The organism is Streptomyces sp. NPDC087310, from assembly GCF_044744405.1.
Classification (GTDB): domain Bacteria; phylum Actinomycetota; class Actinomycetes; order Streptomycetales; family Streptomycetaceae; genus Streptomyces.
Window position 1 is genome coordinate 597,897 of sequence record NZ_JBIUYF010000005.1, and the last position, 17,248, is coordinate 615,144.

Below are 17,248 nucleotides of genomic sequence, written 5' to 3' on the forward strand. Positions count from 1 at the left end.
AGCCGCACCCGGGCGGCGGGGCGGCACGGAGGACATCGCCCTCCGTGCCGCCCCGCCCTCGTCTCCCCGTGCCACTCCCCACCGCCCCGCTCACCGCCCCGTTCTCCGCCCCGTTCTCCGGGCCGCTCCCCGCCCCGCTCCGCACCGCTCTACTCCGCGAGCCGGAGCGCCTTGAGGACCCCGGGGCTCAGGGCCACGTCGTTGTCGTTCCCGGCGACCGCGCGCCGGCCGTCGCCGCCCACGCCGTACCAGCCCTGCGTGGTGTTCACCAGGACGTACCCCCCGTCGCCGCTCTCCTCCAGCAGCAGGACGTACTCCTTGCCCGCCGTGAGCCCGGCCGTCTCGGGCCCGGAGCCCGGGGTGGTGTACGCGACCTCGATCGAGTCGCCCGGGGTCTTCCCCTTGGCGGTCGCGACCACGTCCGCCGTCGCGACGGTCGTCCTGATGTCGTCGGCGTCCTCCTCCCGGCCGGCGCCGAGCCTCGCCCGTACGATCACGGTCGCGACGCCCTCCAACTGGGCCGTGGTCCCGAAGTACGGCTCGTCGGCGACGGCTCCGCCGCCCGGTCCGGCGCCCGGCCCCTCGCCGGGGGCCGCCGGATCGCCGGGGAGCAGGAAGAAGGTGGCACCGCCGATGACGGCGGCGGCCCCGCACGCGACGACGGCCGTCATGAAGCCGCGCCGGGGCGGGCGGCGGACGGCCACCGTACGGACCGGGCGTGCCCCCTCGTCCACGGGCCCCACCAGAGCGGCGAGTTCGGCCGCCGCGCGCGGCGACAGCTCCCCGGGCTCCGGGACCGGTACCGGATTGGCGTTCCGGATCATCGACTTCACGCGCATCACACTGACTCCTCGGGCAGGTCGAACACATCACGGAACGCTTTACGGGCCCGGTGCAGCCGCACCCACACCGCGGGCGCCGAACAGCCCAGCGCCTGACCGGCCTCGGCGGCGCTCAGCCCGTCCCAGTAGCTCAGCAGCAGCACCTCGCGGTGGTGGGACGGCAGCCGGTCGAGCGCGTCGAGGACGGCTTCGTCCGGTCCTGAGGCAGGACCGCGGTCCAGCTCGTCGCCGATCCGCCGGTGCAGCTCCGTCAGCCGCTCCATCGAGCGGTAGTGGTTGCTCAGCAGATTCCGCGCGGTGACGAACAGCCAGCCCGTACCGACCTCCTGGCCGTCCGTCATGCGCTCCCAGGCCGTACGGAAGACCTCGGCGGTCAGCTCCTCGGCCGCCGCCCGGTCCCCCGACCTCCGCTGCACGAAGGCGGACACCCGTGGGTGGTCACGGACGTACAAGGCGGTGAACCGCGCGGCGCGGTCCCGCTCACTCCCGGTCTTCAAGGTCTCCACACCCCATAGATGTCATGGACCGGGCGCATCCTTACATCCCGAAGCAGAAGAACCGGGGAAAAAGCCCGAGGGCGGCACCCCTTCGAAAGCCGAGGCTCGAAAGCCGAAAGCTCGAAGAAGGGGTGCCGCCCTCGGTCAGGACGGTCGATCGACCGGCCGACCGGACGCGGCGGGCGTCCGGGCGGCCTCAGGCCGATCAGAAGTCCATGTCACCGCCCGGCATGCCGCCGCCGGCCGGGGCCGCGCCGGCCTTCTCCGGCTTGTCGGCGATGACGGCCTCGGTGGTGAGGAACAGCGCGGCGATGGACGCGGCGTTCTGGAGAGCGGAGCGCGTGACCTTCGCCGGGTCGATGATGCCCTCGGCGATCATGTCGACGTACTCGCCGGTCGCGGCGTTCAGGCCGTGACCGACCGTCAGGTTGCGGACCTTCTCCACGACGACGCCGCCCTCAAGACCACCGTTGACGGCGATCTGCTTGAGCGGAGCCTCCAGCGCGAGCTTGACCGCGTTCGCGCCGGTCGCCTCGTCGCCCGTCAGCTCAAGCTTCTCGAAGACCGAGGCAGCCTGGAGCAGAGCCACGCCACCACCGGCGACGATGCCCTCCTCGACGGCGGCCTTGGCGTTGCGCACCGCGTCCTCGATGCGGTGCTTGCGCTCCTTGAGCTCGACCTCGGTCGCGGCGCCGGCCTTGATGACGGCCACGCCGCCGGCCAGCTTCGCCAGGCGCTCCTGGAGCTTCTCGCGGTCGTAGTCCGAGTCGCTGTTCTCGATCTCGGCACGGATCTGGCTGACGCGGCCCGCGACCTGGTCGCTGTCGCCGCCACCGTCGACGATGGTCGTCTCGTCCTTGGTGATGACGACGTTGCGGGCGCGGCCGAGCAGGTCGAGACCGGCGTTCTCCAGCTTGAGGCCGACCTCCTCGGAGATGACCGTGCCGCCGGTGAGGATGGCGATGTCGTTCAGCATCGCCTTGCGGCGGTCACCGAAGCCCGGGGCCTTGACGGCGACGGACTTGAAGGTGCCCTTGAGCTTGTTGACGACCAGGGTCGACAGGGCCTCGCCCTCGACGTCCTCGGCGATGATCAGCAGGGGCTTGCCGGACTGGATGACCTTCTCCAGCAGGGGAAGGAGGTCCTTCACGCTGCCGATCTTGGAGTTGGCGATCAGGATGTACGGGTCGTCGAGCGACGCCTCCATACGCTCCATGTCCGTGGCGAAGTACGCCGAGATGTAGCCCTTGTCGAAGCGCATGCCCTCGGTGAGCTCAAGCTCAAGGCCGAAGGTCTGCGACTCCTCGACGGTGATGACGCCTTCCTTGCCGACCTTGTCCATCGCCTCGGCGATGAGCTCGCCGATCTGGGTGTCGGCGGCGGAGATGGAGGCCGTCGAAGCGATCTGCTCCTTGGTCTCCACGTCCTTGGCCTGCTCCAGCAGGGCGCCGGAGACGGCCTCGACGGCCTTCTCGATGCCGCGCTTGAGGGCCATCGGGTTGGCGCCGGCCGCCACGTTGCGCAGGCCCTCGCGGACGAGCGCCTGGGCGAGGACGGTCGCGGTGGTCGTACCGTCACCGGCGACGTCGTCCGTCTTCTTGGCGACTTCCTTGACCAGCTCGGCGCCGATCTTCTCGTACGGGTCCTCGAGCTCGATCTCCTTGGCGATGGACACACCATCGTTGGTGATCGTGGGGGCGCCCCACTTCTTCTCGAGGACGACGTTGCGGCCCTTGGGACCAAGGGTGACCTTGACGGCGTCGGCGAGCTGGTTCATCCCGCGCTCGAGACCGCGCCGTGCCTCCTCGTCGAACGCGATGATCTTGGCCATGTGAAGTGGTCCTCCCGGACTGGGGTGGATTTCTCCGGACCGCGCTGGCGCCCGCGACGGACGGCCTGAGAGTCGGCGGTTCCTTGCCCCACCGGCTCTTCGGGCCTCACCGACCCGGTCCTAAGTTGTCACTCTCACTTGCAGAGTGCTAACGCCAATAATTAGCACTCGACCCCCGAGAGTGCAAGCGCCTACAGGACCTCGTTGGAGGGTCACGCATGAGGGGCCCGCATCCCTGGTGCGGGATGCGGGCCCCTCATGCGTGAGTGCGATGCGGAGTCTGTACCGAGTACGTGAGTGCGTCGGTGGCCGATCGCGCCGGGATCAGACGGCGAGCTTGACCATGTCCGCCTGCGGACCCTTCTGGCCCTGCGAGATCTCGAACTCCACTCGCTGACCTTCTTCAAGGGTGCGGTAACCGTCCATCTGGATCGCGCTGTAGTGGACGAATACATCCGCACCACCGTCGACCGCGATGAAGCCGTAGCCCTTCTCCGCGTTGAACCACTTGACGGTGCCCTGAGCCATGCCAACTCCCCTATTACTGGCCCTTGCACGGGGCCACACTTCGCGCCGGAACGCGTCGACCGCGGCTGAATGTATCTGCCCAACTGCCCTCTGCAACAGGTCAATCGGACGAGAATTCTGGGCGTGGCCGAACACGCATAGTGCTGAATCCACTGCGTTCCGGGACAAGTCGGGCCGGGCAAAGCGTACGTACGCCGCAAAAGGCTCCAGGACTTTGCCCTCATGTTGTCGCGTTCTCGCTCGCGTACGGAGCGGGCGACAGCGGGGCGTTCCCACACTCTACCGTGCTCAACCATGTAGAACGGCCCCCTCCGCTTCTGCTGCGGAGAGGGCCGTTCTGCGTTGCGTTCGGCGGCGTCAGCCTCCGGCGACCGCCGGGATGATCGAGATGCCCGCGCCCGCCGGCGTGGCGGTCTCCAGGCCCTGTTCGAAGCGGACGTCGTCGTCGTTCACGTACACGTTGACGAAGCGGCGCAGCTTGCCCTGGTCGTCCAGGACGCGCCCGGCGATGCCCGGGTGGTTCGTCTCCAGCGACTGGATGACCTCGGAGAGGGTGGCGCCCTCCGCGGGAACCTCGGCCTGGCCACCGGTGTAGGTGCGCAGGATGGTGGGGATACGGACCTTGACGCTCATGGTGGGAAGCCTTTCTCGGTGTCGGTGGTCAGCTCACGACGTGTCAGCTCACGACGTGGTCAGCTCGCGGCGAGGCCCGCGTCGCGGAACGCGTCGAGGCTCGGGCGGATCGTCGCCGTCGGGCCGGTCGTCGGGGCCACGGCGTCCAGCGTCTTGAGCCCGTCACCGGTGTTGAGGACGACGGTGGTGAGGGCCGGGTCGAGCACGCCCGCCTCGATGAGCTTCTTCGTCACGCCGACGGTCACGCCGCCCGCGGTCTCCGCGAAGATGCCCTCGGTGCGCGCCAGCAGCTTGATCGCGTCGACGATCTGCTCGTCGTTGACGTCCTCCACCGCGCCGCCGGTGCGCCGGGCGATGTCCAGGACGTACGGGCCGTCGGCCGGGTTGCCGATCGCCAGGGACTTGGCGATGGTGTCCGGCTTCTGCGGCCGTACGACGTCGTGCCCGGCCTTGAAGGCGGTGGAGACCGGCGAGCAGCCCTCGGCCTGGGCGCCGAAGATCTTGTACGGCCGGTCCTCGACGAGGCCGAGCTTGATCAGCTCCTGGAGCCCCTTGTCGATCTTCGTGAGCTGCGACCCCGAGGCGATCGGGATGACGATCTGATCCGGCAGCCGCCAGCCGAGCTGTTCGCAGATCTCGTACGCGAGGGTCTTGGAGCCCTCTCCGTAGTACGGCCGCAGGTTGACGTTGACGAAGCCCCAGCCCTCGCCCAGCGGGTCGCCGATGAGCTCGGAGCAGAAGCGGTTGACGTCGTCGTAGTTGCCCTCGATGCCGACCAGGTCCCCGCCGTACACCGCGGCCATGACGACCTTGCCCTGCTCCAGGTCGTGCGGGATGAACACGCAGGAGCGGAAGCCGGCGCGGGCCGCCGCGGCGCCGACGGCGCCGGCGAGGTTGCCGGTGGAGGAGCAGGAGAGGGTGGTGAAGCCGAAGGCGCGGGCGGCCTCGACGGCGATGGCGACGACACGGTCCTTGAAGGAGTGCGTCGGGTTGCCGGAGTCGTCCTTGATGTGGAGCGAGCCGGTGACGCCCAGCTCACGGGCGAGGTTGTCGGCCTTGACCAGCTTCGTGAAACCGGGGTTGATGTTGGGCTTCGAGGCGACGTCGGCGGGGACGGGCAGCAGCGGCGCGTACCGCCAGATGTTGTCCGGGCCCTCGGCGATGCGCTTCTTCAGCTCTTCGGGGGTGCCGCTCGGCAGGTCGTACGCGACTTCGAGCGGCCCGAAACAGCTCACGCAGGCGAAGATGGGGCCGAGGTCGAAGCGCTCTCCGCATTCGCGGCACGAGAGTGCGGCGGCGGGTCCGAGGTCGACGGTCTCGTTGGCACCGGTCTCGTTCGTACCGGTCGGGACGGTCTGCACAGCCATGATGGCGAGGCCCTTTCTCCTCATCTTCCTCGCGACGTACTTCGCCGCAAGACGGAATTGGCACCTTCCCCACCGTGACCTCGCGGTCGGCGGGAGGGTTGCCGGGACTTCAACGGGCCGTTCCCTCAGTCCCTCTGGATGAGCGCTATGGCGCCGGAGCCTGGGTCCGGTGCGTTTGTTCACGTGATGACCCCGGCATGCGGTGGTCATTCGTGTTGTTCAAGACTGTAACCGAAGGGGTGGAGGGTTGAGATAGTCGTCCGCACCGCGAGATGGATCACGTCGGGGCACATGTCGTGGCACATATCGCACCTCATCAAGGATCGCGCAGGGAGTACCGAACGTGCTGGAAGAGGTGGAGCACTGGCTGACCAGGCGTTCCTGGTCGGCGGGGGACCGTACGCTCGACCGGCTCCTGGCGGCGAAAGCGGCACGCGGCAGCACGGTCAGTGTGGTCCTGCCGGCGCTCGACGAGGAGGAGACCGTCGGCGCGATCGTCGCCGTCATCCGGCGTGAGCTGATGGAGCGGGTCCGGCTCGTGGACGAGCTGGTGGTGATCGACTCCGGCTCCACCGACCGTACGGCCGAGGTCGCCGCGGCGGCGGGCGCGCGGGTGGTGCACCGGGACGCGATCCTGCCGCGGCTGCCCGCACTGCCCGGCAAGGGCGAGGTGCTGTGGCGGTCGCTGCTGGTGACGAGCGGCGACATCGTGTGCTTCGTCGACGCCGACCTGCGGGAGTTCTCGCCGGACTTCGTCTCCGGGATCGTGGGCCCGCTGCTCACCGAGCCGCAGGTGCAGTTCGTGAAGGCGATGTACGACCGCCCGCTGGGCGGCGGCACTGGCGGCGGTACGGGCGGCGGCACGGAGGGCGGGGCCGTCCAGGGCGGGCGGGTGACGGAGCTGGTGGCACGCCCGCTGCTCAATCTGCACTGGCCGCGGCTGGCCGGTTTCGTCCAGCCGCTGGGCGGGGAGTACGCGGCGCGCCGCTCGCTGCTGGAGCGGCTGCCGTTCCCGGTGGGGTACGGCGTGGAGCTGGGCCTGCTGGTGGACGCGCTGCACACGGTGGGGCTGGACGCGCTGGCCCAGGTGGACGTGGGTGTACGGCTCCACCGTCACCAGGACGACCGGGCGCTGGGGCGGATGGCCGCGGCGATCTACCGTACGGCGCAGCTCCGGCTCCAGCGGGGCCATCTGGTACGGCCGCGGCTCACGCAGTTCGAGCGGGGCGAGGACGGTTTCACGCCGCGGACGCACGCGGTGGACACGGAGGAGCGTCCGCCGGTGCGGGAGATCGCGGAGTACACGGCCGGACGCGCGGCGTAACGTCGGATCATCGCACTACTTGCCTACATTCCTCCCTCATGGGCATGAATCTTGCGTTGTCGGGAGCTTCGGAGTTCACGCGGGTGCTGGCGCAGGCCGGGTCCACGGCCGAGCGGCTGTGGCTGCTGGGCGGCATGGCGTTCGCGCTGACCGGCGCCGGGGTGGTCGCGCTGGCTGCGGCGCGCGGGCGGCGCGACTGAGCGGGACGGCGCCGACCGAGCGGGCCGCGCGATCGAGCGGGCGGCGCGGCCGACCCGGCGGGGACGTCACACGCACCGTACGTTTGAGCGTTTCCGTGACGGGCTAGGTTTCGCGACATGGTTACCGAGCAGTCCGGCACCCCCGCGCCCGCCCGCGTCCTCGTGGCGTCCAACCGCGGCCCCGTCTCGTACACGCGGCGCGACGACGGCACGCTGGCGGCCAAGCGAGGCGGCGGCGGACTGGTGTCGGGCCTGTCGGCCATCGGGGCGGACGACGACGCCGTCTGGGTGTGCGCGGCGCTCGGCGAGGGCGACCGGGAGGCCGTACGGCGTACGGGGGGCCGCCTGGACCCGGCCGACACGGGCGGGCAGCGGGTACGGATGCTGGGCATCGAGCCCGAGGTGTACACGGCCGCGTACAACGACGTGGCCAACTCGACCCTCTGGTTCGTCCACCACATGCTCTACCAGACCCCGCTGGAGCCGTCCTTCGGCCCGGGGTTCCGCGCCCAGTGGGCCGCGTACGAGACGTACAACCGCGCCTTCGCCGAGGCGCTGGCGCAGGAGGCGGCCGAGGGTGCGGCGGTCCTGGTGCAGGACTACCACCTGGCGCTCGTCCCCGGGATGCTGCGCGCGCTCCGCCCCGACCTCAGGATCGGGCACTTCTCGCACACGCCGTGGGCGCCCGCGGAGTACTTCCGGCTGCTGCCCGACGACATCGCGGAGCGCCTCCTGCTGGGCATGCTCGGCGCCGACCGGCTGGGCTTCCTGACCTGGCGGTGGGCGGGGGCGTTCGCGGAGTGCGCCCGCTCGGTGCTGGCGGCGCGCGGCCTGACGGCGCACTGGCCGGAGGACGGAGCCGGGGACGGGGACGGAAGCGGGGACGGAAGCGGGGACGGCGGGCGCCACCTCACCTTCCCGCGCGGGAGCACCCCAGGACCCTCCGGCGGCCGGACGTATCTCGCGGTCCACGGCCTGGGCGCCGACGGCGACTTCCTGCGCGAGCGCGCGCACCGTCCGGACGTGGCCGAGCGGATGGTGACCCTGCGCGAGCAGATCGGCTCCACCCCGGACGGGGCCGACCGGAGGACGATCGTCCGGGTGGACCGTACGGAGCTGTCCAAGAACATCGTCCGGGGCCTGTTCTCCTACCGGCAGTTCCTGCTCGACCACCCCGAATGGCGCGAGCGCGTCGTCCACGTGGCCTTCGCCTACCCCTCCCGGCAGGACCTGGCGATCTACCGCTCCTACACGGAGGAGGTCCAGCGGGTCGCCGACGGGATCAACGCGGAGCTGGGCACGGACGGCTGGACCCCGGTCGTCCTGCATGTCCAGGACGACTTCGCACGCTCCCTGGCCGCGTACCGGCTGGCCGATGTGGCGCTGGTCAACCCCATCCGCGACGGCATGAACCTGGTCGCGAAGGAGATCCCCGTCCTCTCCGAGCGCGCCTGCGCGCTGGTGCTGTCGCGGGAGGCGGGCGCCTACGCGGAGCTGGGCGAGGACGCCCTGGTGGTGAACCCGTACGACATCAGCGCGACGGCCGCCGCCCTCCACGAGGCCCTGACGATGCCGACGGCGGAGCGCACGGACCGCGCCAAGCGCCTGGCCGCCGCGGCGACGGCCCTGCCGCCGCAGCGCTGGTTCCTCGACCAGTTGGAGGCGCTGCGGGCCTGAGGCCCCCACAGGACTTACGGGGCTACGGGGCTACGGCGCTACGGGGCCGCCGTACGCGCCAGTTCCGCCAGGAAGTCCGCCAGGGCCGCCGGGCCCGGGAGGACGAGGTCGGCCCGTTCGGCCAGTTCGGGGACTTCGGTGCCGCTGCACACCAGCAGGCCCGGGTGGCCGTCCGAGCGGAGTTTCTCGACCGCCGCGTAGGCCGGCAGATCGCCCAGGTCGTCGCCCGCGTACAGGACCGTCTCGGCGCCCGTCTCGCGGACGTACTCCAGCAGCGCCACGCCCTTGTCGACGCCCGGCGGGCGCAGCTCCAGGACCATGCGGCCCGGTTCGACGATCAGGCCGTGGCGTGCGGCGAGTCCGGCCAGCGGTTCGCGCAGCGCCTCGAAGGCGGCCTGCGGGTCGGTGGCGCGGCGGGTGTGGACGGCGACCGCGCGGCCCTTCTCCTCGATCCAGGTGCCGCGCCAGGCGCCGAACTGTTCGAGGAATCCGGGGAGTTCGGCGCGTACGGCCGCGACGCCCTCGTGCGGGGCGGGGGCGTGGACCGTACCGGAGACGGCGTCCCAGCGCTCGGCGCCGTAGTGGCCGAGGACGACCAGGTGTTCCAGCCCCGGCACCCCGGCGAAGCCGCCGTACCGTACCGCCACTCCGGCGGGGCGGCCCGTGATCACCGCGACGGAGGCGACGCGTGGTGCGAGGGCGGCGAGGGCGGGGACCGCGCGCTCGTGGGCGCGGGCCTGTTCGGGGTCCGGGACGATCTCGGCGAGGGTGCCGTCGAAGTCGAGCGCGACGACGGCGGCGCCGGGCCGGGCGAGAAGCGCGGCCAGGCCGTCGACGCCGGCGGGGGTGGTCGGTTCCGGCAGGGAGTACGAGTGGCTGCCCATGCCCCCGACCTTATCCACGTCCACCGGCGTACGGACAGAAATGTGGCCCGCGCCTCCGTCAGCGCAGGTCGCGGCGGGCCGCCCGGACCCTGCGGAGCCGGTTCACCGTCACCGGGTCGTGCTCCGCCGCCCTCGGGTCGTCGAGCAGCGCGTTCAGGAGCTGGTAGTAGCGCGTCGGCGAGAGGCCCAGGCGCTCGCGGATCTCCCGCTCCTTGGCGCCGGGGCCCGGCCAGCCGCGCCCTTCCATGGCGAGTACGGCACGGTCCCGCCCGGACAGGGCCGGGGTGGGCCGGGGCTCCGGTGCGGGCTCCGGCCCGGCGGCGGGGTCAGCGGCGGGCTCCGGTGCGGGCTCCGGCCCGGCGGCGGGGTCAGCGGCGGGCTCCGGATCCGGCTCAGCGGCAGGATCGGGATCGGGATCAGGGTCAGGCGAGGTCATATCAATGCCACGCTACTCGGACGCCTCCGCCGCCGACGCGTCCCTGGCGATCTGCCCCAGCACCGCCCCCGGGCTCGCGCCGGGCTCGACCGCCCTGCCGATGTTCTTCTTGAAGCTCTCGCTCACCTGCGACCACGAGTTCTTGCCGTACGGGAACAGCTCCGACTCGGGCAGCGCCGTCAGGAACGTCTTCAGGTCCTGGTGCTCCGGGTCGGCGAGCATCCCCGCGTTCGCGCTGTAGGTGACCGGCAGCAGGTCGTACTGGCCGGCGAAGCCGAGCACGTTCTTGTCCTCGTACGCGAAGTCCAGGAACTTGCCGATCTCCTGGCGGTGGCCGTTCTGCTTGAAGGCCATGATCCAGTCCGAGACGGCGACCGACGACTTCGGCTTGCCGCTCTCGCCGGGCATCGGCACCATGCCGACCTTGACGCCCCGCTTCACCGCGTCCTTCATCAGCGTCGGGTGCCCGTTGAGCATGCCGACCTCGCCGCTGGTGAACGCCTTGAAGGCGGTGGCGCGGTCCAGCTTCCCGGGCGCGACCGGGCCGGTCAGTCCCGGCTTGACGAGGTTCTTCTGGAGCCAGGTGAAGGTGCTGACGTTCACGGGCGAGTCGATGCTGTACGAGCCGTCGGCGGTGTCCGTGACGCCGCCCCCGCCGCTCAGCAACCACATCAGGGCCTCGCCCTGCGCCTCCTCGGTGCCGAGCGGCAGGGCGAAGGGGGTCGTCACGCCGTCGGCCTTGAGCGCCTCGGCGTCGGACTTGATGTCGTCCCAGTCCTTCGGGGCGCTCACCCCGGCCGACTCGAAGAGGTCCTTGTTGTAGAAGAGCAGCCGCGTGGAGGCGACGAACGGCATCCCGTACTGAATACGGTTGACCTCGCCGGCCTCGGAGAGCTGGTCGAGGAAGTTCGCCTGGGTGGGTACGGAGAGAAGTTCGTCGGCCGCGTAGAGCTTGTCGTCCTTGGCGAAGTTGGAGTACGAGCCGATCTGCGCGATGTCGGGGGCCTTGCCCTCCTCGACCATCCGCGCGACGTCGGCGTCGATCGTCTTCCACGGCCGGATGTATATGTCGATCTTGATTCCGGGATTGTCCTCCTGGAACGAGCTCGCCACGGATTCCCAGTAATTCCGGGAACTGTCCTCGGAGTTGGTGCCGTACTCCGCGGCGACCACCTTGAGCGTGACATCTCCGCTGCTTGAGGGACCGCCGCAGCCCGCCAGCGACGCCGTCATGCCGAATGCGGCCACTGCCGCCGCTGCGGTCCGGTGGTGACCGCGGTATCCCCGGTGGCGCTCTCGTACAGGTCGCACAGGTCTGTTCCCCGCCTTTGTGGTTGCCTTTGTCGTTCTCGCCGTTGCGCGTAAGGCCACCGACCGGCCCCCCGTGACGCACTGTCGAACAAGTGATTTTCCCTCATACGGAGGTTTGGGGTCTACCGGGTGGCGGTTTCGCTTCCGCAACGCCCGATTTCCCGCGTGTGCGCGGCGTGAATGTTCTGTTCTTTTGTATGGACTGACAACAATCCGAAGTCATCGCCGAAGCCATCACCGGGGCCATCAGGAGGCATCAGGTGTAGTGGACTAGACCTTTCACGGGTTCACACGCGAGACTGTCCCCGTGAGATCCGACAGGCACGCCAGACACGTCATCGCCCTGGATGTGGGCGGCACCGGCATGAAAGCCGCCCTCGTCGGCGCGGACGGCGCGCTGCTGTACGAGGCGCGGCGCGCGACGGGGAGGGAGCGCGGCCCCGAGGCCGTCGTCGAGACCGTCCTCGCCTTCGCGGCGGAGCTGCGCGCGTACGGTGCCGAGCACTTCGGGCGGGGCGCGGTGGCCGCCGGGGTCGCCGTGCCCGGCATCGTGGACGCCGAGCGCGGGATCGCCCGGTACGCCGCCAACCTGGGCTGGCGCGACCTGCCCCTACGGGATCTGCTCGCGGCCCGGCTGGGCGGCGTACCGGTGGCGCTGGGGCACGACGTACGCACCGGCGGCCTCGCGGAGGGGCGGCTCGGCGCGGGCCGGGGCACGGACCGCTTCCTGTTCGTACCGCTGGGCACGGGGATCGCCGGGGCCATCGGCATCGGCGGCGCCATAGAGGCGGGCGCGCACGGCTCGGCGGGCGAGATCGGCCATGTCGTGGTGCGCCCCGACGGCCCCGCGTGCGGCTGCGGGCAGCGCGGCTGTCTGGAGACCCTGGCGTCCGCCGCCGCGGTGACCCGCGCGTGGCAGGCGGCGAGCGGCGACCCGGAGGCGGACGCGGCGGACTGCGCGAAGGCCGTCGACTCCGGCGACCCGGCGGCCGTACGGGTGTGGCACGACGCGATCGACGCGCTGGCCGCCGGCCTGGTCACCGCGCTCACCCTGCTGGACCCGCGCACCCTGATCATCGGCGGCGGGCTCGCCGAGGCCGGGGACACCCTGTTCACACCGCTGCGCGCGGCGGTGGCGGAGCGGGTCACGTTCCAGACGCTCCCCGAGATCGTCCCGGCGGCGCTCGGGGACACGGCGGGCTGTCTGGGGGCGGGCCTGCTCGCCTGGGACCTGGTGGACGCGAAAGCCACCCCGCCCTCATCGCCATCCCCCGCCCCGCACGAAGGACCGTCCGACACCCACACCCACACCCCGTCACTCGCCCCGGAGGTAACCGCCTGATGGCCGCTCGCGTCACATCCGCCGTACGCGCCGAACCCACCGTCCTCACCGGCGCCCGGGTGGTGCTGCCCACCGGGACCGTGGACGGCGGGCGGGTGATCGTCCAGGGCGGCCGGATCGCGGGCCACGCCCCGGCGGACGCCGCCACGCTCGATCTGACGGGCCACTGGCTCGTCCCCGGCTTCGTCGACCTCCACAACCACGGCGGCGGGGGCGCCTCCTTCACCTCCGGTTCCGTGGACGACGTACTCAAGGGCATCCGTACGCACCGCGAGCACGGCACCACCACGCTCGTCGCCTCCGCCGTCACCGGCGAGATGGACTTCCTCGCCCAGCGCGCCGGGCTCCTCTCCGAACTGGTCGAACAGGGCGACCTCGCCGGGATCCACTTCGAGGGCCCCTTCATCTCCCCCTGCCGCAAGGGCGCCCACAGCGAGGAGCTGCTGCGCGACCCCGACCCGGCCGAGGTGCGCAAGCTGATCGACGCGGCGCGCGGCACGGCCAGGATGGTCACGCTCGCCACCGAACTCCCCGGCGGCATCGACTCCGTACGGCTGCTGGCGGAGCACGGCGTGATCGCCGCGATCGGGCACACGGACGCGACGTACGAGCAGACCGCCGAGGCCATCGGCGCGGGCGCGACCGTCGCCACGCACCTCTTCAACGCGATGCCGCCGCTCGGCCACCGGGCGCCCGGACCGATCGCCGCGCTGCTGGAGGACGAGCGGGTCACCGTCGAGCTGATCAACGACGGTACGCATCTGCACCCGGCCGCCCTGGAGTTGGCGTTCCACCGCGCGGGCGCGGACCGCGTCGCGTTCGTGACGGACGCGATGGACGCGGCGGGCTTCGGCGACGGACGGTACGAACTCGGCCCCCTCGCCGTCGACGTGACGGACGGGGTCGCCCGGCTGGTGGACGGCGGCTCGATCGCGGGTTCGACCCTGACCCAGGACACCGCGTTCCGGCGGGCGGCCACGGTGGACCGGCTGCCGGTGGAGGACATCGTCCGGGCCATCTCGTCGAACCCGGCGAAGCTGCTCGGCGCGTACGACAGGGTCGGCTCGCTGGAGCCGGGCAAGGACGCCGACGCGGTGGTGCTGGACGCGGACTTCCGGCTCAAGGGCGTGCTGCACAAGGGGGAATGGGTGATCGACCCGCGCGTCGGCTGACCCCGTACGGACGCGGAAGCGGTGACGGGAGTGGTGACGGGAGCGGTGACAAGAGAGGTGACGGGAGCGGATACGGAGGCGGTCGGTCCGGGGGCTGGGCCAACCGCTTTCTTTTTGGCATGATCGTCCCGGCGCTCCGGTGCCCAGGCGCTCCGCCACGCGACCGCGTACCCAGCACCGCGTACCCAGGCAGGGGGATGGATGATCCTCACGGTGACGCTCAACGCCGCGCTGGACATCACGTACCGCACGCCCGCGCTCGTCCCGCACACCACCCACCGCGTCAGCGAGGTCGCCGAGCGCCCCGGCGGCAAGGGCGTGAACGTCGCGCGGGTGCTCTCCGCGCTGGGGCACGAGACCGTGGTGACGGGGTTCGCCGGCGGCCGGACCGGCGACGTACTGCGGGAGTTGCTGGGCGGCAGCGGCCGGCCCGCCGCCTGGAGCGGCCGGACCCGCGCGGCCCGTCCGGTCGACGCGCTGCTGCCGATCTCCGGGGCCACCCGCCGCACCATCGCCGTCGTGGACGCCTCGACCGGCGACACCACCCAGCTCAACGAGCCGGGCCCGGTCGTCTCCGCCGCCGAGTGGACCGGCTTCCTCTCCCACTACGACCGGCTGCTGCGCACCGGCGCCGGGGCCGTGGCGCTCTGCGGCAGCCTGCCGCCCGGTATCCACGTCGGCGCGTACGCCGAGCTGATCCGCCGCGCCCGCGCCGCCGGGGTCCCCGTGCTCCTCGACACCAGCGGCGAACCGCTGCGCCGGGGCGTCGCCGCCCGCCCCGACCTCGTCAAGCCGAACGCGGACGAACTCGCCCGCCTCACCGGCTCCCGCGAGCCGCTGCGCGCCACTCAGGACGCCCGGCGGCGCGGCGCCCACGCGGTCGTCGCCTCGCTCGGCCCGGACGGGCTCCTCGCGCTCACCCCGGACGGCGGCTGGCGCGCGGCGCCGCCGGACACCGTCCGGGGCAATCCGACGGGCGCGGGCGACTCGGCGGTGGCCGGGCTGCTCTCGGGGCTCGTCGAGCGCCTGCCGTGGCCGGCCAGGCTCAGCCGCGCGGTCGCGCTGTCGGCGGCGACGGTACTGGCCCCGGCGGCGGGCGAGTTCGACGCGCGGGTGTACGAGGAGCTGCTGCCGCGCGTCAGGGTCACGGAGACCGGGCGGCCAGGGCCCGAATGAACCGGATCCCGAACCTGATGGAGAACTGGGGAGCACATGCCACTCGTCACCACCGCTGAACTCGTCTCGGACGCCGCCGCCCGGGGCCGCGGCATCGCCGCGTTCAACGTGATCACCCTGGAGCACGCCGAGGCGATCGCGGAGGGCGCCGAGCGGGCCGGGGTGCCGGCGATCCTGCAGATATCGGAGAACGCGGTGCGGTTCCACGGCGGCCGGCTCACCGCCGTGGCCGCCGCCACCGCCGCGGTGGCCCGCGCCGCCGCCGTACCGCTCGCGCTCCACCTCGACCACGTCGAATCCGCCGAACTGCTGCGCGCCGCACCGGCCGAGGGCTTCAGCTCGGTGATGTTCGACGCGTCGAAGCTGCCGTACGCGGAGAACCTGAAGGCGACCGCCGAGGCCGTGCGGTGGGGCCATGACCACGGTGTCTGGGTCGAGGCCGAACTGGGCGCGGTGGGCGGCAAGGAGAGCGGCGACGAGGGCGACGGCGGCCCGGAGGGCGGCGCGGGGCCCGCGCTGGACGCGCACGCGCCCGGTGTACGGACGGACCCGGCCGAGGCGGTGCTCTTCGTGGCCGAGACGGGCGTCGACGCGCTGGCGGTCGCCGTCGGCTCGTCCCACGCGATGACCCGGCGCACGGCCGCCCTCGACCACACCCTGATCGCCGCCCTGCGCGGGTCCGTCCCCGTTCCGCTGGTCCTGCACGGCTCCTCGGGCGTCCCGGACGAGGAGATCCGCCGGGCGGTCGCCGCGGGCATGGTCAAGATCAACGTCGGTACGGCGCTCAACACGGCCTACACGGAAGCGGTACGGACCCACCTGGCCGGGCATCCGGCGACGGTCGACCCCCGGAAATACCTCGTCCCGGCTCGCGAGGCGATGGCCGGGACGGTGGCGGGTTTCCTGCGGGTCGTCAGCTCGTGACGGTCAGGCCGTGACAGTCAGGTCTTCGGTCAGGTCAGGCCAGTCAGGTCAGGTCTTCGGGGGCGTGACCTCAAGCCAGTCGAGGATGGCGTCGCACTGGTTGCCCTGCTCGCAGGAGATCTTGAGCGTGTTCTTGCCCGCCTGGAGCTCGACCGGCGCCCAGGTGGTCTGCCAGTTCTTCGACAGGTCCGGGTCGTCGGACTTGATGAAGTTCTTCAGCCCGAGGGGTGAGTTGTTCGCCTTGCCGTTGACGGTCAGCGTGGCGTTCGCGTCCTTGGCCGGGATGGCGTAGCGCACGGACAGCGCGTAGTTGCCCGCTTCCTTGATGTCGGCGGTCCAGGTCACGGAGGCGCCGACCGCGTTGAACCCGGTCACGTACGAGCCGTTGGTGCCCTCGGCTCCGTCTATGTCCGTGGCGAGCGCGGCGGGCGGCCCCAGCTTGAGGGTCGCCGCGTCCTGCTTGGGCAGCTCGATGCCGTCCGCGGCCTTCTCGCCGCCGTCCGCCTCGTCCTTGCCGGACGCGGACGCGCTCGGGTCCGCCGACTGCTCGACCGACGCCCCGGGGTCCGACGGCTGTGCGTCGTTGTTGTCGTTGTCGTCGTTGCTGGAGAGCAGCGCCGCTGTGATGCCGATCACCACGACCGCGACCACCGCGATCGCACCGATCAGCAGGCCCCTGGTGTTCGGGCCGCCGCCGTTGCCGCGTCCGCCGCCGCGCTGGGCGGGGACCTGGGCTGTGGTGGCGCCGTACTGCTGCGGGGGCGCCTGCTGGCCGTGGTGAGGAGCCTGGCCGTACGCCTGCTGCTGGCCGTACGCCGCCTGCTGCGGCGGCACCGCCTGCTGCCCGTACTGGCGCTCGCCGACCGTCCTGACCTGGTTGTACGACGTCCTGGGGACGCCCGGCTGTGTGGCCGGACCCGGGTAGCCGTAACCGCCCTGGCGCCGCTGACCGGCGCCCGCCGCTGCCTGTCCGTCTTCGTACAGGTAGCCGAACGGGTCGTCGTCCTCGGGCTTGTTCGCGCCGTTGTTCCCGGCCGTCATCGGTGGTCACTCCTTACCATCTCGCCAGCGTCGCCGACCGGCCGAGCCTACCTCGTGCGGGCA

General features: G+C 71.7%; 17 protein-coding genes and 1 riboswitch. Of the genes, 7 read left to right on the plus strand and 10 right to left on the minus strand.

All coding sequences use genetic code 11. The features are described from left to right. Window positions 1-149: 149 nt before the first annotated feature. From ACIO3P_RS21890 to thrC, 6 genes are all read right to left on the minus strand, one after another. Window positions 150-839 (minus strand): hypothetical protein, encoded by a 690-nt coding sequence (locus tag ACIO3P_RS21890; RefSeq protein WP_329824905.1) that lies wholly within the window; start codon window positions 837-839, stop codon window positions 150-152. Next, entirely contained in the window at window positions 839-1,348 is a 510-nt protein-coding gene (locus tag ACIO3P_RS21895; protein ID WP_329824904.1) for a sigma-70 family RNA polymerase sigma factor, read from the minus strand. Before ACIO3P_RS21895 ends, ACIO3P_RS21890 begins: the two co-directional genes overlap by 1 nt. A 196-nt stretch (window positions 1,349-1,544) precedes the next feature. After that, window positions 1,545-3,170, minus strand: coding sequence for a chaperonin GroEL (gene groL, locus ACIO3P_RS21900; RefSeq protein ID WP_329824903.1), 1,626 nt, complete (start codon window positions 3,168-3,170; stop codon window positions 1,545-1,547). 324 nt (window positions 3,171-3,494) lie between these two features. After that, window positions 3,495-3,698: a cold-shock protein gene (locus tag ACIO3P_RS21905; protein WP_005315736.1), complete on the minus strand. Its 204-nt coding sequence runs from the start codon at window positions 3,696-3,698 to the stop codon at window positions 3,495-3,497. Window positions 3,699-4,055: 357 nt separating this feature from the next. After that, window positions 4,056-4,331 (minus strand): ubiquitin-like small modifier protein 1, encoded by a 276-nt coding sequence (locus ACIO3P_RS21910; RefSeq protein WP_329824902.1) that lies wholly within the window; start codon window positions 4,329-4,331, stop codon window positions 4,056-4,058. 59 nt (window positions 4,332-4,390) lie between these two features. After that, window positions 4,391-5,698: a threonine synthase gene (gene thrC, locus ACIO3P_RS21915; RefSeq protein ID WP_401789303.1), complete on the minus strand. Its 1,308-nt coding sequence runs from the start codon at window positions 5,696-5,698 to the stop codon at window positions 4,391-4,393. A gap of 17 nt (window positions 5,699-5,715) precedes the next feature. Beyond that, window positions 5,716-5,843: riboswitch (SAM riboswitch) on the minus strand. A gap of 198 nt (window positions 5,844-6,041) precedes the next feature. On the opposite strand from thrC, the gene ACIO3P_RS21920 reads away from it, so the two are divergent. From ACIO3P_RS21920 to ACIO3P_RS21930, 3 genes are all read left to right on the plus strand, one after another. Next, the gene (locus ACIO3P_RS21920; RefSeq protein ID WP_329824900.1) at window positions 6,042-7,022 is read left to right on the plus strand and encodes a glucosyl-3-phosphoglycerate synthase; all 981 of its coding nucleotides are present in this window, start codon (window positions 6,042-6,044) and stop codon (window positions 7,020-7,022) included. Between the two features lie 38 nt (window positions 7,023-7,060). Then, a complete protein-coding gene (locus ACIO3P_RS21925; RefSeq protein ID WP_329824899.1) occupies window positions 7,061-7,222 on the plus strand; it encodes a hypothetical protein in 162 nt (53 codons plus the stop codon). A gap of 117 nt (window positions 7,223-7,339) precedes the next feature. After that, window positions 7,340-8,899, plus strand: a complete 1,560-nt coding sequence (locus ACIO3P_RS21930) for a trehalose-6-phosphate synthase (RefSeq protein WP_401853165.1) — start codon at window positions 7,340-7,342, stop codon at window positions 8,897-8,899. Window positions 8,900-8,937: 38 nt separating this feature from the next. Here the strand turns inward: ACIO3P_RS21930 and otsB are convergent, their stop codons facing one another. Genes otsB through ACIO3P_RS21945 form a run of 3 tightly spaced genes read right to left on the minus strand, consistent with a single transcriptional unit; the run spans window position 8,938 to window position 11,452 of the window. Then, window positions 8,938-9,783, minus strand: a complete 846-nt coding sequence (gene otsB / locus ACIO3P_RS21935) for a trehalose-phosphatase (RefSeq protein WP_401853167.1) — start codon at window positions 9,781-9,783, stop codon at window positions 8,938-8,940. Between the two features lie 58 nt (window positions 9,784-9,841). Continuing rightward, complete coding sequence (locus tag ACIO3P_RS21940; protein WP_401853169.1) at window positions 9,842-10,219, minus strand: DUF3263 domain-containing protein; 378 nt, start codon at window positions 10,217-10,219, stop codon at window positions 9,842-9,844. 12 nt (window positions 10,220-10,231) lie between these two features. After that, on the minus strand, window positions 10,232-11,452 hold the full coding sequence (locus ACIO3P_RS21945) for an ABC transporter substrate-binding protein (RefSeq protein WP_401789718.1): 1,221 nt from the start codon (window positions 11,450-11,452) through the stop codon (window positions 10,232-10,234). Between the two features lie 385 nt (window positions 11,453-11,837). Here ACIO3P_RS21945 and ACIO3P_RS21950 point away from each other — a divergent pair, with 385 nt between their 5' ends. From ACIO3P_RS21950 to ACIO3P_RS21965, 4 genes are all read left to right on the plus strand, one after another. Then, complete coding sequence (locus ACIO3P_RS21950) at window positions 11,838-12,872, plus strand: ROK family protein (protein WP_401853171.1); 1,035 nt, start codon at window positions 11,838-11,840, stop codon at window positions 12,870-12,872. Next, on the plus strand, window positions 12,872-14,044 hold the full coding sequence (gene nagA / locus ACIO3P_RS21955) for an N-acetylglucosamine-6-phosphate deacetylase (RefSeq protein WP_401853174.1): 1,173 nt from the start codon (window positions 12,872-12,874) through the stop codon (window positions 14,042-14,044). Before ACIO3P_RS21950 ends, nagA begins: the two co-directional genes overlap by 1 nt. A gap of 201 nt (window positions 14,045-14,245) precedes the next feature. After that, window positions 14,246-15,220 carry a 1-phosphofructokinase family hexose kinase gene (locus tag ACIO3P_RS21960; protein ID WP_401853176.1) on the plus strand — a complete coding sequence of 325 codons (975 nt, stop codon included), beginning with the start codon at window positions 14,246-14,248 and terminating at the stop codon, window positions 15,218-15,220. A 36-nt stretch (window positions 15,221-15,256) separates the two neighbouring features. Next, complete coding sequence (locus ACIO3P_RS21965; RefSeq protein WP_401853178.1) at window positions 15,257-16,144, plus strand: ketose-bisphosphate aldolase; 888 nt, start codon at window positions 15,257-15,259, stop codon at window positions 16,142-16,144. A 48-nt stretch (window positions 16,145-16,192) separates the two neighbouring features. On the opposite strand, the gene ACIO3P_RS21970 is transcribed toward ACIO3P_RS21965, so the two are convergent. Continuing rightward, window positions 16,193-17,185, minus strand: a complete 993-nt coding sequence (locus ACIO3P_RS21970; RefSeq protein ID WP_329824891.1) for a CBM35 domain-containing protein — start codon at window positions 17,183-17,185, stop codon at window positions 16,193-16,195. Window positions 17,186-17,248: the final 63 nt, after the last annotated feature.

Coding starts and splice junctions, on each gene's coding strand:
- ACIO3P_RS21890 (WP_329824905.1), bottom strand. CDS start 839: ATGCGCGTGAAGTCGATGATCCGGAACGCCAATCCGGTACCGGTCCCG.
- groL (WP_329824903.1), bottom strand. CDS start 3,170: ATGGCCAAGATCATCGCGTTCGACGAGGAGGCACGGCGCGGTCTCGAG.
- ACIO3P_RS21905 (WP_005315736.1), bottom strand. CDS start 3,698: ATGGCTCAGGGCACCGTCAAGTGGTTCAACGCGGAGAAGGGCTACGGC.
- ACIO3P_RS21910 (WP_329824902.1), bottom strand. CDS start 4,331: ATGAGCGTCAAGGTCCGTATCCCCACCATCCTGCGCACCTACACCGGT.
- thrC (WP_401789303.1), bottom strand. CDS start 5,698: ATGGCTGTGCAGACCGTCCCGACCGGTACGAACGAGACCGGTGCCAAC.
- ACIO3P_RS21925 (WP_329824899.1), top strand. CDS start 7,061: ATGGGCATGAATCTTGCGTTGTCGGGAGCTTCGGAGTTCACGCGGGTG.
- ACIO3P_RS21930 (WP_401853165.1), top strand. CDS start 7,340: ATGGTTACCGAGCAGTCCGGCACCCCCGCGCCCGCCCGCGTCCTCGTG.
- otsB (WP_401853167.1), bottom strand. CDS start 9,783: ATGGGCAGCCACTCGTACTCCCTGCCGGAACCGACCACCCCCGCCGGC.
- ACIO3P_RS21940 (WP_401853169.1), bottom strand. CDS start 10,219: ATGACCTCGCCTGACCCTGATCCCGATCCCGATCCTGCCGCTGAGCCG.
- ACIO3P_RS21945 (WP_401789718.1), bottom strand. CDS start 11,452: ATGACGGCGTCGCTGGCGGGCTGCGGCGGTCCCTCAAGCAGCGGAGAT.
- nagA (WP_401853174.1), top strand. CDS start 12,872: ATGGCCGCTCGCGTCACATCCGCCGTACGCGCCGAACCCACCGTCCTC.
- ACIO3P_RS21960 (WP_401853176.1), top strand. CDS start 14,246: ATGATCCTCACGGTGACGCTCAACGCCGCGCTGGACATCACGTACCGC.
- ACIO3P_RS21965 (WP_401853178.1), top strand. CDS start 15,257: ATGCCACTCGTCACCACCGCTGAACTCGTCTCGGACGCCGCCGCCCGG.
- ACIO3P_RS21970 (WP_329824891.1), bottom strand. CDS start 17,185: ATGACGGCCGGGAACAACGGCGCGAACAAGCCCGAGGACGACGACCCG.